General features: G+C 64.8%; 11 protein-coding genes, 1 tRNA gene and 1 pseudogene. 2 read left to right on the forward strand and 11 right to left on the reverse strand.

Annotation, left to right across the window (positions count from 1 at the left end):
* Positions 1-584 precede the first annotated feature (584 nt).
* Positions 585-1,519 (forward strand): annotated as a pseudogene (locus H7K34_RS18440) (bifunctional lysylphosphatidylglycerol flippase/synthetase MprF).
* A 7-nt stretch (positions 1,520-1,526) separates the two neighbouring features.
* Here H7K34_RS18440 and H7K34_RS18445 read toward each other — a convergent pair.
* From H7K34_RS18445 to H7K34_RS18485, 9 genes are all read right to left on the reverse strand, one after another.
* The gene (locus tag H7K34_RS18445) at positions 1,527-1,922 is read right to left on the reverse strand and encodes a DUF4190 domain-containing protein (RefSeq protein ID WP_264063419.1); all 396 of its coding nucleotides are present in this window, start codon (positions 1,920-1,922) and stop codon (positions 1,527-1,529) included.
* A gap of 18 nt (positions 1,923-1,940) precedes the next feature.
* A complete protein-coding gene (cydC, locus tag H7K34_RS18450; RefSeq protein ID WP_372510786.1) occupies positions 1,941-3,578 on the reverse strand; it encodes a thiol reductant ABC exporter subunit CydC in 1,638 nt (545 codons plus the stop codon).
* Entirely contained in the window at positions 3,565-5,154 is a 1,590-nt protein-coding gene (gene cydD, locus H7K34_RS18455; RefSeq protein WP_372510805.1) for a thiol reductant ABC exporter subunit CydD, read from the reverse strand. Before cydD ends, cydC begins: the two co-directional genes overlap by 14 nt.
* Positions 5,155-5,234: 80 nt before the next feature.
* Positions 5,235-6,284 (reverse strand): cytochrome d ubiquinol oxidase subunit II, encoded by a 1,050-nt coding sequence (gene cydB, locus H7K34_RS18460; protein WP_264063422.1) that lies wholly within the window; start codon positions 6,282-6,284, stop codon positions 5,235-5,237.
* 29 nt (positions 6,285-6,313) lie between these two features.
* Complete coding sequence (locus tag H7K34_RS18465) at positions 6,314-7,768, reverse strand: cytochrome ubiquinol oxidase subunit I (protein ID WP_264063423.1); 1,455 nt, start codon at positions 7,766-7,768, stop codon at positions 6,314-6,316.
* Between the two features lie 45 nt (positions 7,769-7,813).
* Positions 7,814-8,395 (reverse strand): HdeD family acid-resistance protein, encoded by a 582-nt coding sequence (locus H7K34_RS18470; protein WP_372510787.1) that lies wholly within the window; start codon positions 8,393-8,395, stop codon positions 7,814-7,816.
* A gap of 41 nt (positions 8,396-8,436) precedes the next feature.
* Positions 8,437-9,783, reverse strand: coding sequence for an adenylate/guanylate cyclase domain-containing protein (locus tag H7K34_RS18475; protein WP_264063425.1), 1,347 nt, complete (start codon positions 9,781-9,783; stop codon positions 8,437-8,439).
* 88 nt (positions 9,784-9,871) lie between these two features.
* Positions 9,872-10,549: a hypothetical protein gene (locus H7K34_RS18480; protein ID WP_264063611.1), complete on the reverse strand. Its 678-nt coding sequence runs from the start codon at positions 10,547-10,549 to the stop codon at positions 9,872-9,874.
* A gap of 815 nt (positions 10,550-11,364) precedes the next feature.
* Positions 11,365-11,441, reverse strand: a tRNA-Leu gene (locus H7K34_RS18485).
* A 112-nt stretch (positions 11,442-11,553) separates the two neighbouring features.
* Between H7K34_RS18485 and H7K34_RS18490 the strand changes: the two genes are divergently transcribed.
* Positions 11,554-12,180, forward strand: coding sequence for an ANTAR domain-containing response regulator (locus H7K34_RS18490; RefSeq protein ID WP_108924256.1), 627 nt, complete (start codon positions 11,554-11,556; stop codon positions 12,178-12,180).
* A 91-nt stretch (positions 12,181-12,271) separates the two neighbouring features.
* On the opposite strand, the gene H7K34_RS18495 is transcribed toward H7K34_RS18490, so the two are convergent.
* On the reverse strand, positions 12,272-13,474 hold the full coding sequence (locus tag H7K34_RS18495; RefSeq protein ID WP_264063426.1) for a lipid-transfer protein: 1,203 nt from the start codon (positions 13,472-13,474) through the stop codon (positions 12,272-12,274).
* A 1-nt stretch (position 13,475) separates the two neighbouring features.
* Positions 13,476-13,916, reverse strand: coding sequence for a Zn-ribbon domain-containing OB-fold protein (locus tag H7K34_RS18500; protein WP_108922965.1), 441 nt, complete (start codon positions 13,914-13,916; stop codon positions 13,476-13,478).
* Between the last annotated feature and the right edge of the window lie 146 nt (positions 13,917-14,062).

Below are 14,062 nucleotides of genomic sequence, written 5' to 3' on the forward strand. Positions count from 1 at the left end.
ACTGGTCCGATTTCGGTTCTGCGGGGCCGCAATCGGGCGTAGCGTCGAATTAGCCGGGTATTCGATGGGGCCAGTGGCCTAGTAGCCGCACAGCTGTACCTCAGCCCATCGGGAGGTGAACCATGAAAGGCCCGTCGGCAGACCTCCTACCTAAGCTGCGCGCACGCGAACGTGTTGTGGTTCAGGTTGATTCGATCGCGGCGCGCGGTATCGGCGCCTTAGCGCTGCTATGTGCCGCGTGCTGGCTGGTCGCGATACTCGCCCATCATCGCCATCAGCCGCAATGGCATTACTCCGATCGGCTGGGTTGGTCTTTGGCCGTGCTGGCCGCCGTGGCACTGATCGCTCGCGGCATCTTTTTGGGCCGTCCGGTGACCACTATGCATGCGGGACTGGCCGCTGCGTCCGTGGTGGCGGGGCTGGGCTCGCATGTGTTGGGGTTTGACCTCTTCGGTGACCTACTGATCGCAGCATCGGGATTGCTGTTGATGTGCCCGACGTCATCGCATCCCAGACCCGAAGATCTGCCCCGGGCATGGGCATTGATCAATGCCACCACGGATGATCCGCTGGCGCCGTTTGCGATGCAAACGGGCAAAAGCTATCACTTCTCCGACGCGGGTACCGCGGCGTTGGCGTACCGGACGCGGATGGGGTTCGCGGTGGTCGGCGGCGACCCGATCGGTGATGAAGCGCAATTCGGCGAGCTGGTCGCCGATTTCGCCACGATGTGTCATGCGCACGGGTGGCGTATCGCGGTGGTGGGCTGCAGCGAGCGACGACTCGAGTTGTGGAACGACCCTGCCGTGGTTCGACAATCGTTGCGCGCGGTACCGATCGGTCGCGACGTCGTCGTCGACGTGGCCGGTTTTGACATGGTGGGCCGCAAGTTTCGCAACTTGCGCCAGCCGTGAAGCGCACTCACAACGCCGGCATCACCACCGAGATCGTGGCGGAGCAGGGACTCGACGAAAAGTTGCTTGCCGAATTGACCGATGTGGTGCACGCGTCGCCCAGTGCGGCCCACACAGATCGGGGTTTCTACATGAACCTCGATGGCGTGCTGGAGGGCCGGTTCCCGGGTATGCAGCTAATTATTGCCAGGGACGCTGGTGGGCAGGTCCAGGGCTTTCATCGATACGCGACGGCCGGCGGCGGCAGCGATATCAGTCTCGACGTGCCGTGGCGGCGCCGTGGTGCACCCAACGGGCTCGACGAACGGCTCAGCGTCGACATGATCATGTCCAGCAAAGATGCTGGGGCGCAAAGATTATCGCTGTCCTTCGCGGCGTTCCCGGAAATCTTCGACGACGAGAATCCCGGCCGGCTCGAGCGAGTGTTCTACCGGCTGATCCATCTGCTGGACCCGCTGATCGCACTCGAGTCGCTGTACCGGTACGTGCACAAGTTTCATGCGCTAAACGTTCGGCGCTTCGCGTTGATATCGCTGACGCAGCTGGCGCCGCTGGTAGTCGTTTTGCTGACACTGGAATTCATGCCGCGCCGGCGCCACCTCTGAGTGCGCGCTAGTGCGTGCAGATGCGCTGTAAGTACTTGTCCGGCCCGGCTTTTGCCATGCAGCTGTAGTAGTTGTTCTGTCGTATCTGAACTTGTATGAGACCGACCCACACCGGAACGAAAATCAGTGCGACGACGATCGACACGATTCCCAGCATGGTCCCGGCCACCGCGACCGCGTCGTTGTTAGCTTCGCCACGTACGACCCGCGCACGGGCCGCCAAACCCGACCACGCGGCGATAACGCCGAGGATGACACCGCCCAGCACCGACCAGACGGAAAGCAACGCGACAGCGGCGATCACGAGCGAGGCAATGCCCAGGCCGTTTTTCGGTTTGACCGGCGCAGGGGAGTCGTTAGACGGCGCTGCCTGCGAATACCATTGGTACGCCGATGCAGCCATGAATGCCACGGTACGCGCTTACCCGATGCGCAGCTCGGGACAGCGAACACCGGTGGGCATGTGGTGAGTTGCCACCACGACCGTTCGCTGCGCGCTCACCAGCCCGGATCCAGGTGCCAGCAGGTCCACCAAAATCCGATCCGCGTCGATCGCGTCGAGGTGCTCGGTGGGCTCGTCGAGCAACACGATTCGCGCCGGCGAGAGGACCGCCCGGGCCAGCAGCAGCCGCCTGCGCTGACCTGCTGACACCGCTTGCGCGCCGCCGGTCAGCACCGTCGACAGGCCCTGCGTCAGACTGGCCAGCCAGGCCCCGAGCCCGACCGCGTCCAGCGCGACCGCTAGTTCGTCGTCTGCGCAGTCGCCGCGGGCGACCAGCAGGTTGTCGTGGACCGTGGTCGCAAAGATGTGCGCGTCTTCGGCGAAAAAGCCGACAGCGCTGGGTAGTTCAGTTTCGGCGAACTGTGTCAGGTCGGTTCCGTTCAGCATCACCCGGCCGTGCAGCGGCGGCATCAGCCCGGCAAGTGTCATTAGCAGCGTGGTCTTACCGGAACCGCTGGGGCCGGTTATGGCCAGCCGCGCGCCGGGTGCGAGGTCGATTGTCACCTGTTGCGCGAAGGTCCGCGGGTGGCCGGTGCGCACGTCAGCCGATAATCTGGCGGTGCCGGTGGGCGTCGTTGCCGGCGCATCGGATTCAGCCGTTTTGGTCTGCACAGTCAGATCCAGGAGACGACGTGCGGCGATGCGTGAGCGTGTCAATTGGATGGCGGCCGCCGGTAGCGGAGTCATCGCCTCGAACGCGGACAGCGGCAACAGCATCAGGATCGCCAGCGTGGTGGGCGCAACGGCAGGCGCCAGCCCGATCCCGGCCACCACCGCGCCGAGCACACTAACGCCGATGGCGGCGGTGGGCATGGCCTCGGCCAGTGCGGCCGGCCTGGCGGCCGCGTCCAGCGCGTCACTCCAATTGAGTTGGCGGCGACGCGATTCAGCGATGATGCCGGGCAGTGCCCCCGCGACCCGAAGCTCGGGCGCGTGTTCGAGGGCGATCATCGCGGACGTGTCACGATCGGAATGATGTTGGTGGGCAATCTCTTCGGAGGTCGCGGCCGCTCGGCCTGCCAGCCGGGGCGCCACCACACCGGTGGCCAGCAGGCAGATCGCCAGCACTACGCCGGCTGCGGGTGAAATGACCGCAACCGTCACGGTTGCCGCCACCGCCAACACCGCGGCGACCCCGATCGGTATCAGCGCGCGCACCAGGACGTCGGCCAGTTCGTCGACATCGGCGCCGACGCGCGCCACCAGCTCGCCGCTGTGCAGCCGGACGGCCACCGCGGCCGGCCCGTGTGCCAGCCGGTGGTAGATCTGTGCCCGGGCAACTCCGGCCGCACGCAGCGCGGTGTCGTGGGTGGCCAGTCGTTCGCAGTAATGCAGCACGCCTCGGGAGATCGCGAACAGGCGCACCGCGACGACCGCGACGGACAGGTCCAGGATCGGCGGCATCTGCCAAGCCCGCGTGATCAGCCACGCCGATACTCCGGCCAGGGCCAGTGCGCTGCCCAGCGACAGCACTCCCAACGCGATGGCCGCCAGGATGCGGGGCAGCCGGGGGCGCAGCAAGCCGGTCGCGGCCAGTAAGGGATCAGACATGGGCATGAGACACCTGTCCGTCCGAAACCACCTCGATGACCTGGTCTGCGATCGCCAGGACCGGCTGCCGGTGGCCGACGACCACGACGGTCGCTCCGGCGCGTGCCCGCTCGACAATGGCGCGCAGCACCCGTTCTTCGGTGTGGGTGTCCAGGTGTGCGGTGGGTTCATCGAGTAGCAGCACCGCAGCGCGCGACCCGAGGGCTCGGGCCAGACCCAGTCGTTGTCGCTGTCCCAGTGATAGCCCGACACCATCGCGCCCGACCGCGGTGTCCGGTCCGTCCGGCAACTCAGCCAGTACGGCATCGAATCCGGCAGCAGCACAGGCACGTTCGATATCGTCTAGCTCGCCGAGCAGGCCCAGATTGTCACCGACGGTGCCTGGGAGCAGCACCGGGCGTTGCGGCAGCCAGGACAGTTGTCGCCACCACGCAGTCTGCTCGAGCTCGGTGACGTCGACCCCGTCGACGGTGATCCGCCCCGACGACGGCACCGTCAGTCCGGCGATCGCCTGCAGTGAAGTGGTCTTGCCGGCGCCATTTCGGCCCGTCAGCACCGTCACCAGACCCGGCTGGATCGTCGCGGTCAACTCGCACGGTGAATTGCCGTCTCGTCCGGCCACACTGAGCGCTTCCAGGCGGATCTGCGCGCCGTGCGCGACTACCGTCCGGGTGCGCACTGCCGTCGCGGCGGGTTCGCCGATCAGTGCGAATGCCTTGTCGGCCGCGGTTCTGCCGTTTTGGGCGGCATGGAACTCCACCCCGATGCGGCGTAGCGGCCAGTACACATCCGGTGCCAGCAGCAGCACGGTCAACCCGGTGGTCAGGCTCATCTCACCGAATACCAAGCGCAGACCGATTCCGACCGCGATCAGCGCGACACCCAACGTGGCCAGCAATTCCAGCACCAGCGCCGACAGAAACGCGATCCGCAGCGTCGCCATCGCCGAGCGGCGATGGGCGGCAGCGAGTTCGGCGATGCGATGTTCGGGTCCCGAAGCGCGGCCCAGCGCCCGCAGCGTGGGGATACCGGCGATCAGGTCCAGCAGCCGGCCCTGCAGGGTGGTCATGGCGGTCAGTGCCGCCGCTGATCGCTCGGCGGTAGCCATCCCGATCAGCACCATGAAAATCGGGATCAGCGGCAGCGTGATCACCACGATCACCATCGATTTCAGGTCATAGACCGCGATCACCGCCACGGTCGCCGGAGTCAGGATCGCGGCAAGCAGCAGTGTGGGCACGTACCCGGTGAAATATGGCCGCAGGCCGTCCAGGCCCCGGGTAACCACAATGGCGGCCTCATCGCGCTGGGCGGCAAGTTGATTGGGTTGACGGGCGGTTACCGCCGCCAGCACCTGGTCGTTGAGATCGGCGATCACAGCGCTCGCGCCGCGCTGGCCCAGCCGCGCCTGGAGCCAGCGCGTCACCGTGCGGACGACCCACAGCGCCACCACGATTGACAGCGGCGTAAGCCAGCCTCGCAGACTACGGGCGAAGGGATCGGTGATGACCCGCGCGACGATGCCCGCCAACACAATTGCCGTGCCGATCGCGCAGCCGGAGATCACCACTCCGCAGCTCACCGTGGCGGCCAGGTAGCGGCGCAAGGCGGTTGACGCCCGCCACAGTCGCGGGTCCAGGGGTGCCCGGGAGCCTCTTGCGCTCAGGACGCACGCCTCGTCAGGCCGATCGACGGCGGTATCTGGTCAGTTGAGATCCGTTGCCGGAATACCCAATACGTCCATGCCTGGTACACGACTGCCAGTGGGGCAAAGAACACGGTGACCCACGTCATGATCTTGAGCGTGTAGGGCGTCGACGACGCGTTGTAGATCGTCAGGCTCCACTGCTTATTCAGCGTCGAGGGCACCAAATTGGGGTACAGCACACCGAACAGCAGAATTACCACGGCCGCAACGACCAGCGCCGTGCACGTGAACGCCCAGCCATCGGAGGCGTGCCGCCAGACCAATGTCACGGCGGCGAGCTGTGCGAGGACTGCCACCCCCAGCACCAGCCAGGTCCAATCCTTGCCGTGCGCCAGCTGGGTCCAAAGTCCAAAGGCCGCAACGAATCCCGTGACTGGCAGCGATAGCCACACCGCGAATCGGTGCGCGTCGTCGCGGATCGTGCCGGAAGTCTTCAACGCGACGAACACCGCGCCGTAGAGTAAGAACAACCCACCGGTGGCGATGCCGCCTAGCAGCGTATAGGCGTTGAGCACGTCGCCGATCGAGAGATGAACGTGGCCATCAGCGTCCACCGGCAGACCGCGCACCAGGATGGCGAACGCCACACCCCACAGCACCGCCGGCAACCAGGAGCCGGCGGCGATGCCGAAATCGGCCAGGCCGCGCCACTTTGCATCGTCGATCTTGCCGCGCCATTCGATCGCGACGACGCGGACGATCATGCCGGCCAGGATCGCCAACAGCGGTAAGTAGAGGGTGGAGAACACCGTTGCATACCAACCCGGAAACGAGGCGAACATCCCCGCGCCGGCGGTGATCAGCCAGACTTCGTTGCCGTCCCACACCGGTCCGATGGTGTTCAGCGCGGTGCGCCGGTGGGTCTCCGGATCGCCGCCGCCGGAACGGCTCAAGCGAGCGAACGGCTCCATCAGCATGCCCACGCCGAAGTCGAAGCCCTCCAGAATGAAGAAGCCTAGGAACAACGTCGCGATGACACCAAACCACAACTCTTGGAGTGCCATTGGTTAGTTCCTTTCCGGGTCGGTCTGCGTCAGTAGGCGAATGACAGCGGCGCCACCTCGTCATCGCCGGGTGCTTTCGGCGGTGCGGGTTCCGCGTCGTGTTCCAACGGCCCCTCGACGACGTAGCGTTTGAGCAGCCAGAACCAGATGACCGCGAGCACCGCGTAGAGCAGGGTGAACGTCACAAGCGAGGTGATCACCATGCCGGTCGTGGTGGGGGAGACGCCGTCAGCGACGGTGAGTCGCACCTGTTGGTCACCTGTCGGATTCGGTACCACGAGCCAGGGCTGGCGGCCCATCTCGGTGAATATCCATCCCGCGCTGTTGGCCAGGAACGGAGTCGGAATGGTGAGCAGCGCCAGCCAGGAGAACCACCGTTGATCGGGGGTCCGGCGGCCGCGGGTCAGCCACAGCGTGGTGAGGGCGAACAGCACGCCGACCGCCATGAACCCGATCATCGCCCGAAACGACCAGTAGGTGACAAACAGGTTCGGCCGGTAGTCATTTGGGCCGAATTTGCGTTGGTTGTCCTGCTGGATGTTGCGCACGCCTTGCAATGTCACACCGCTGAATCGGCTTTCGGCGAGGAATGGCAGCACGTAGGGCACCTGGATGACACGGGTCAGGTGGTCGCAGTTGTTCTGTCGGCCGACTGTCAGGATGGAGAAGTCCGGATTGGTTTCGGTGTCGCACAACGACTCCGCCGACGCCATCTTCATCGGCTGCTGCTGGAACATCAGCTTGCCCTGCTGGTCGCCGGTAAAGAACAAGCCAGCCGCAGCAATCAGCGCCACCCAACAGCCCAGCACGGCGGCCGGACGAAACACCGTGCCGAGGTCCACGCCGGATTTCTTGGTCGACCGGACCAGCCACCAGCCGCTGACGGCCGCGACGAAGGTGCCCGCGGTCAACAGTGAGCCGGTGACCGCATGTGAAAAGGCAGCCCGCGCAGTGTTATTGCTGAGCAGCGCCGCGATGCTGTCCAACTCGGCGCGTCGCGTCGCCGGGTTGTAATGCGCGCCGACCGGATGCTGCATGAAAGAATTCGCCGAGATGATGAAGAACGCCGACACGTTCACCGCGATCGCCACAACCCAAATGCAGGCCAGATGAACCAGCTTCGGCAGCCGGCTCCAGCCGAAAATCCACAACCCGAGGAAGGTGGACTCGAAGAAGAAGGCGGCCAGGCCTTCCATTGCCAGTGGTGCGCCGAATACATCGCCGACGAATCGTGAGTACTCGCTCCAGTTCATGCCGAACTGGAACTCCTGCACGAGTCCGGTCGCCACACCGATCGCGAAGTTGATCAGGAACAGCTTGCCGAAGAACTTGGTCAGGCGATACCAGGCAGTGTTGCCGGTGGCCACCCATGCGGTCTGCATGACCGCGACCAGGGGAGCTAGCCCAATGGTGAGCGGCACAAAGATGAAGTGGTAGACGGTGGTTATACCGAACTGCCACCGCGAAATGTCGACGACATTCATTCGTCATCTCCCGTGACTGCAGAGTTCTACGACGCAGTGTAGTAGCTAGGCGAGCCCGGCGCCATTCCCAAGTCCTTTAGAGGCGTTGCGGATCCCGAACGACGCCACGATCTCGAAGACGCCGATGACGGCCAACCAGACGCCGACAACAAGCGCCAAGGTGACGATCGACGCGAATGGCGACGCCAGCACGACGATGCCGGCGAGCAGAGTGATTGCGCCGAGGAAGATTGACCACCCGCGCCCGGGCAGGGCGGGATCGCTGAGCGCGGAAACCGTTGTGGCCACCCCACGGAAGATGAACCCGATGCCGATCCAGATGGCCAGCAACAGCACGGCGTAGCCCTGGCCGAAGTGGCGAAATGCCAACACGGCCAGGATCAACGAGGCGGCGCCGCTGACGAACAACAGGATGCGGCTGCCCGTCGAGACATGCAGGCTGAAGGCGAATACGACCTGTGCGACACCGGTTATCAGCAGATAGACACCGAAGGCGATCGCGGCGGCCAGGACGGATATTCCCGGCCACGCCAGCACCAGGACGCCGACAATCAGGGTCAGAAATCCCGATACCAGCGTGGATTTCCACAGATGCGGCAACATGCTTGGAATTTCAGTGGGCTGCATAGCCTCACTGTGGCACAACCACGAATCGCAGAATAGGGGCTTTAGACCGCGGCGCCGTGGGTCGTACGGGGCTGCTCGGCGGCCAGATCACCGGGTTCGTCCGCTGCCGGCTGACGGCCGATCAGATACCAGGTGCGCATCACGCCTTTACCTTTGACCTCGATTCGGCCGCGCTCCTGCAGCACGAAATCGTCCTTGAGACGCTCGTAAACGTCCTCGGGCACTTGAATCCGGCCCACCGAGTCGGTCGATTCCATCCGGGCCGCGACATTGACGGCGTCGCCCCATACGTCGTAGAAGAAGCGACGCGACCCCACTACTCCTGCGACCACGGTGCCTGCCGCGAAGCCAACCCGCAGTGGCACCGAAAGACCGTGCGGGTCTTCGAGATTGGCGGCGGCAGCGACCATTTCGAGGGCAAAGTCCGCCAGCGCCTCGACGTGGTCGGGCCGCGGCCGCGGAACCCCGCTGACGACCATGTACGAGTCTCCGCTGACTTTGATTTTCTCCAGCCCGTGCTTGTCGACCAGTTCGTCGAAAGTGCTGTAGAGGCGGTCGAGAAACTTGACCAGGTCGCATGGTGTGGTGGTGCTTGCGCGTTCGGTGAAGCCGACCATGTCGGCGAACAGCACCGAGGCTTCCTCGTATCGGTCGGCGATGACGTCGCGTTCGGGCTCTTTGAGCCGCTCGGCGACGCTGGCCGGCAACATGTTGGCCAGTAGCGCCTCGGAGCGGTCGTACTCGGCTTCCATGACCGCCTCGGCGCGCTCGGTGTCGCGCAGCGCGAACCACACCGTCACGACCACCATCGCGCACGCCGAGACGGTGGTGATGACAAAGCTCATCGTGATCGCCCAGGGCGGTTCCAGCCCGGTCGAGTGGGGCACCAGGAACTGCAGGGTGACAACCAGCGCGACGCCGATACTGGCCAGCAGCGCCGCGAGGCCGATGCGCTCGATGCCGAGCTGCAACACCACGAGGCTGGCGGTCGTCACCAGGAAGTACTGCACACCCCCGCCGGTGCCGACGTCCCAGCAGGTCACGACGACCGCGGTATACGCCGTGAAGATAAAGGCCAGCGGCGCAACCACTTCTCCGAAGCGGTGCAGCCAAGGGACCGACGCGAAGATCAGCCCGGTGATGACGTTGACCACCTGAATGGGGTAGGCCGCGGGTCCGGACCAGAAGCCGAGAACTGCGAAAACCAGGCACACCACCACGCCCATCAAGGCGTTGATGTTGAGGACCCTGACCCGGCGCGCGTGGCTGTCGGCGTAGTGGTCGTTGCGGGCAACATTTTTAGCCCGCACCGCTGCCTTACAGTCCGGGCGTGTCGTGTCATCCGAACGACTTGGTGGGGCACCACATTTCTTAGCCACTACCTTCAAAGGGTAACCGCTGATTCGGCATATACCCAGCTTGGCGCTGAAATTGTAGGTCCCGATCGCCCTGGCCGACAGCTTTGGCCGCGAAAGGCTAACTCGGGCCGGGACTCCCGGTCGGCGGTGCGCCCCGCAAATGGATGCGCGTGTCACGAAGCCGGGTGGTGCGGCGTCCGCCGTATCCGCGAGGCAGCAGCTCAGGCATGCGGGCGGCGGGCACCACGGCGATGTGGGGCCGGACCACGACCGGCATTGTCAGCATGGTGGAAAACACCCAGGACTCCCGTTTGGCCTGCTCTCGGGCGATGAACAGTACATCGAGCGGGTACCAGAGGCCGACCCACGCGACCACGAGGAAAACACCGTTGCCGAGTAGTTCGATGGCGAGCTCGCCGACGAACGGGCGGGTGAACAGGTACGACAACGCGAGGCCGGAGACGAACAGCAGCGAGCCACTGATCAACGACCGCATGCCCTGGCGCCAGATCAAGTCGTGCTGTCGGTCGGCTCGGCGGACGGCCAATTCGCAGTAGCGGTAGACCGACGCAACGAGGTTCGCGACCATCTCTTCCGGCCACTCGCCGGCGAGGACGATGCGCTGATTGGAGGAGTGCCTCCTCTGGGAAAGCATCAGCTCGACGAGTTCGTCGATGCCGCTGTCGATTCGGCGTGAGCCCGTCAGCACCGACCGCTGGTCGACGGCGAAGAGGTCGGCAGGGTCATCCAATTCGATGACGATGTCCGGCAACGGTTCTTGCCGATTGCGTCGCATATTCACGCCACAACCTCTCGCACGAGAAGGCGCCGTTTGCTACGGCGTTCCCGAATACTACTGAGATCGGGAAGCGCAACTGTCGAATTCACCGAATACGTAGGTACGCAGGTGACTTGGCTCGTCGACTACCGGCCATGAAAGTGACTATCCACCCCTGCGCCGCAGGGGTGGATAGGGCCGAACCTTCTAGATCGCGATGCAGGTCCCGCCGGGAAGGCAGAAGCTTCCGCAACCCGAAGTGGTCAGTGGGGTGAGCACGATAACGAGACCGATGAAGAGTTTGCTAAAACGCGACACGACGAACTCCATTCTGGGGGGAACGGGGCAAAGCGTGCTTACTGTACGTCTGTCCAACAGGCCAAAATGGGTCCCGAATCCAAGCGAGTCTGATTCGGGATCGCAGCGTTGCCAAAGCGCGATCCTGCCCCGATTGTCGGGACTTGCGCGCAGCGATCGGCAATTCCGATCGCCGAGTCATCGGGTGCGCCTAAATATGTTGGCGCATAATGAATCTCGCCGATCGGTCGGGGTCAACAACGCCCGCCCCTCCGCCGAGGGGTGAATGAGGCCGAGCCGCCTAAAGGATGAAGCAGCTGGATGAGCTGGGATCGCAGGAGCTGCCGCATCCCGCGGTCGTGAGGGGGGCCAGGATGATGACGAACGCGATGAAGATCTTGCCAAGACGCGACATGACAAACTCCGCTCTGTTGTGAGCTGTGTCACAGCCCTCTCATCGTAAGACTGCCGAGGTCGGCTGTAAATTGCGCGAACGCTCGCGTCTGCCGCGGTCTTCTGCGCATGAATGCCTTGTGTGGTGCCCTCGGTGAGATTCGAACTCACACTGCACGGGTTTTGAATCCGTTTCCTCTGCCAGTTGGGATACGAGGGCCTGTTCGGCGTATTACCTTAAGCGGCCTCCCACCATAGAGGATCGGTGTGGTCACCGGTTCTCACTGCCCCCGATGTCGCTGGTCGCAGCGATCCACGAGAGAATGTTCGTCATGACAGGCCCCACGACCGACACCGACGCCGCTGTGCCGCGCCGGGTCCTGATCGCGGAAGACGAAGCGCTGATCCGTATGGACTTGGCCGAGATGCTACGAGAGGAGGGGTACGACATCGTCGGCGAGGCAGGCGACGGCCAGGAAGCCGTCGAGCTTGCCGAGCAACACAAACCCGACCTCGTGATCATGGATGTGAAGATGCCGCGCCGTGACGGCATCGACGCAGCGTCCGAGATAGCCAGCAAACGCATCGCACCCATCGTGGTGCTGACCGCGTTCAGCCAACGTGACCTCGTCGAACGGGCGCGCGATGCCGGGGCGATGGCCTACCTGGTAAAGCCGTTCACGATCAGCGACCTGATTCCGGCCATTGAGTTGGCAGTCAGCCGATTCGGCGAGATCAGGGCGCTGGAACGCGAAGTCGAGACGCTGTCCGACCGGCTGGAGACCCGCAAGGTCGTCGAGCGCGCCAAGGGCCTGTTGCAGTCCAAGCAGGGCATGACCGAACCCGAGGCGTTCAAGTGGATTCAGCGTGCCGCCATGGATCGGCGGACCACGATGAAGCGGGTGGCCGAAGTCGTGTTGGAAACCCTCGGCGACGCGTCCGACGAGGCGTCTGGCTAGCTGCTCGTCATCGAGTGTGCGCCCGCGGCGTTGAGTGTGCGTCGAGGGCGCCCAGGATGCACGCTCGCGGTTGAGCTCCGGTCTTAGGGCCCTAGCGGGCGACGATCACCGACGAACCATGGCCGAACAGGCCCTGATTGGCCGTGACGCCCACCGTGGCGTTCTCCACCTGCCGGCCGGTGGCCTGGCCACGCAGCTGCCAGGTCAGCTCGCACACCTGGGAGATGGCCTGGGCCGGAATGGCTTCGCCGAAGCACGCCAGCCCGCCCGACGGGTTGACCGGCACCTTGCCGCCGATGGTGGTCGCACCGCTGCGCAGCAGCGCCTCGGCCTCACCCTTGGGGCACAGTCCCAGGTGCTCGTACCAGTCCAGCTCGAGCGCGGTGGACAGGTCGTAGACCTCGGCCAGGCTCACGTCCTCGGGCCCGATGCCAGCTTCCGCGTAGGCCGCATCCAGAATCTGATCCTTGAACACCCGGTCCGGCGCGGCCATGACTGCGGTGGAATCCGTTGCGATGTCCGGTAATTCGGGCAGATGCTGCGGGTACTGCGGCGTGACCGTGCTGACCGCGCGCACCGAGGGCACGCCGTCGAGCGAGCCGAGGTGCTTGCGGGCGAACTCCGCACTCGCCACGATCAACGCAGCGGCACCATCGGAGGTGGCGCAGATGTCGAGCTGCCGCAGCGGGTCGGAGACCACCGGGCTGGCCAGCACGTCCTCGACCGACGATTCCTTGCGGTAGCGGGCATTCGGGTTCTGCAGGCCGTGCTGGGAGTTCTTGACCTTTACCTGGGCGAAGTCCTCCGACGTCGCCCCGTACAGGTCCATTCGGCGGCGCGCGAGCAGCGCGAAGTACACCGGGTTCATCGCACCGATCAGGTGGAACCGCTGCCAGTCGGGGTCGTTCTTGCGTTCCCCGCCGACCGGGGCGAACGCGCCCTTCGGCGTGGTGTCGGCGCCGATCACCAGCGCGACGTCGCAGAACCCGGCCAGGATATGGGCGCGAGCGCTCTGCAGCGCCTGCGAACCGCTGGCGCAGGCGGCGTAGCTGGAGCTGACCGGCACGCCGTTCCAACCGAGCTTCTGCGCGAACGTCGACCCCGCGATGAAGCCGGGGTAGCCGTTGCGGATGGTGTCGGCCCCGGCGACCAGCTGGATTTGTCGCCAGTCCAGCCCGGCTTCGGCCAGTGCGGCGCGGGCGGCGACGACGCCGTACTCGGTGAAGTCGCGGCCCCATTTGCCCCAGGGGTGCATGCCGGCGCCGAGGATGTAGAGCGGGTCGGGAGTACTCATGTCAGGCGATCCTCCAGGCGTGCACGAGGCGCTCGACGCCGTCTTCTCCGGTGTACAGCGGCATCGTGGTCAGTTCCATCTCCATGCCGACCTTCAGGTCGGCGGCCAGCGTGCCCTCGACCACCTTGCCCAGCACGATGATTCCTTCGTTGGCCAATTCCACCGCGGCGATCGCGAACGGCTCGAACGGGTCCGCCGCGGGGTAAGGCGCGGGTGGCGGATACCGGTTTTCGGTGTAGCTCCACAGCGTTCCCCGGGACGACAATGCGACGGACTCTAGGGTGTCGCTGGCGCAGGCCGGGTTGGGGCAGTTGTTCTCCCGCGGCGGGAAGACATAGGTGCCGCACTGCGGGCACTTGCTGCCGATCAGATGGGCATTTCCCGCGTCATCGGTGGCGAACCACCCGTCGATCGCGGCTTGTGTACTGCTGACCTCTGGCACTCGGTCAGACTACCCAGCTCAAACGCAAAACTGAAACGTGTTGCAGTTCTGCCCCGGGGTTGGTCGGGGCGGCAGAGCCGTCACCCCCGGTGCCTAGAGTAAGAGCCGTGCCTGCGCCCCCCGCTGCGAAGACCGAGGAACAGACC

The sequence above is a fragment of the Mycobacterium montefiorense genome (assembly GCF_025823255.1).
Lineage (GTDB): Bacteria > Actinomycetota > Actinomycetes > Mycobacteriales > Mycobacteriaceae > Mycobacterium > Mycobacterium montefiorense.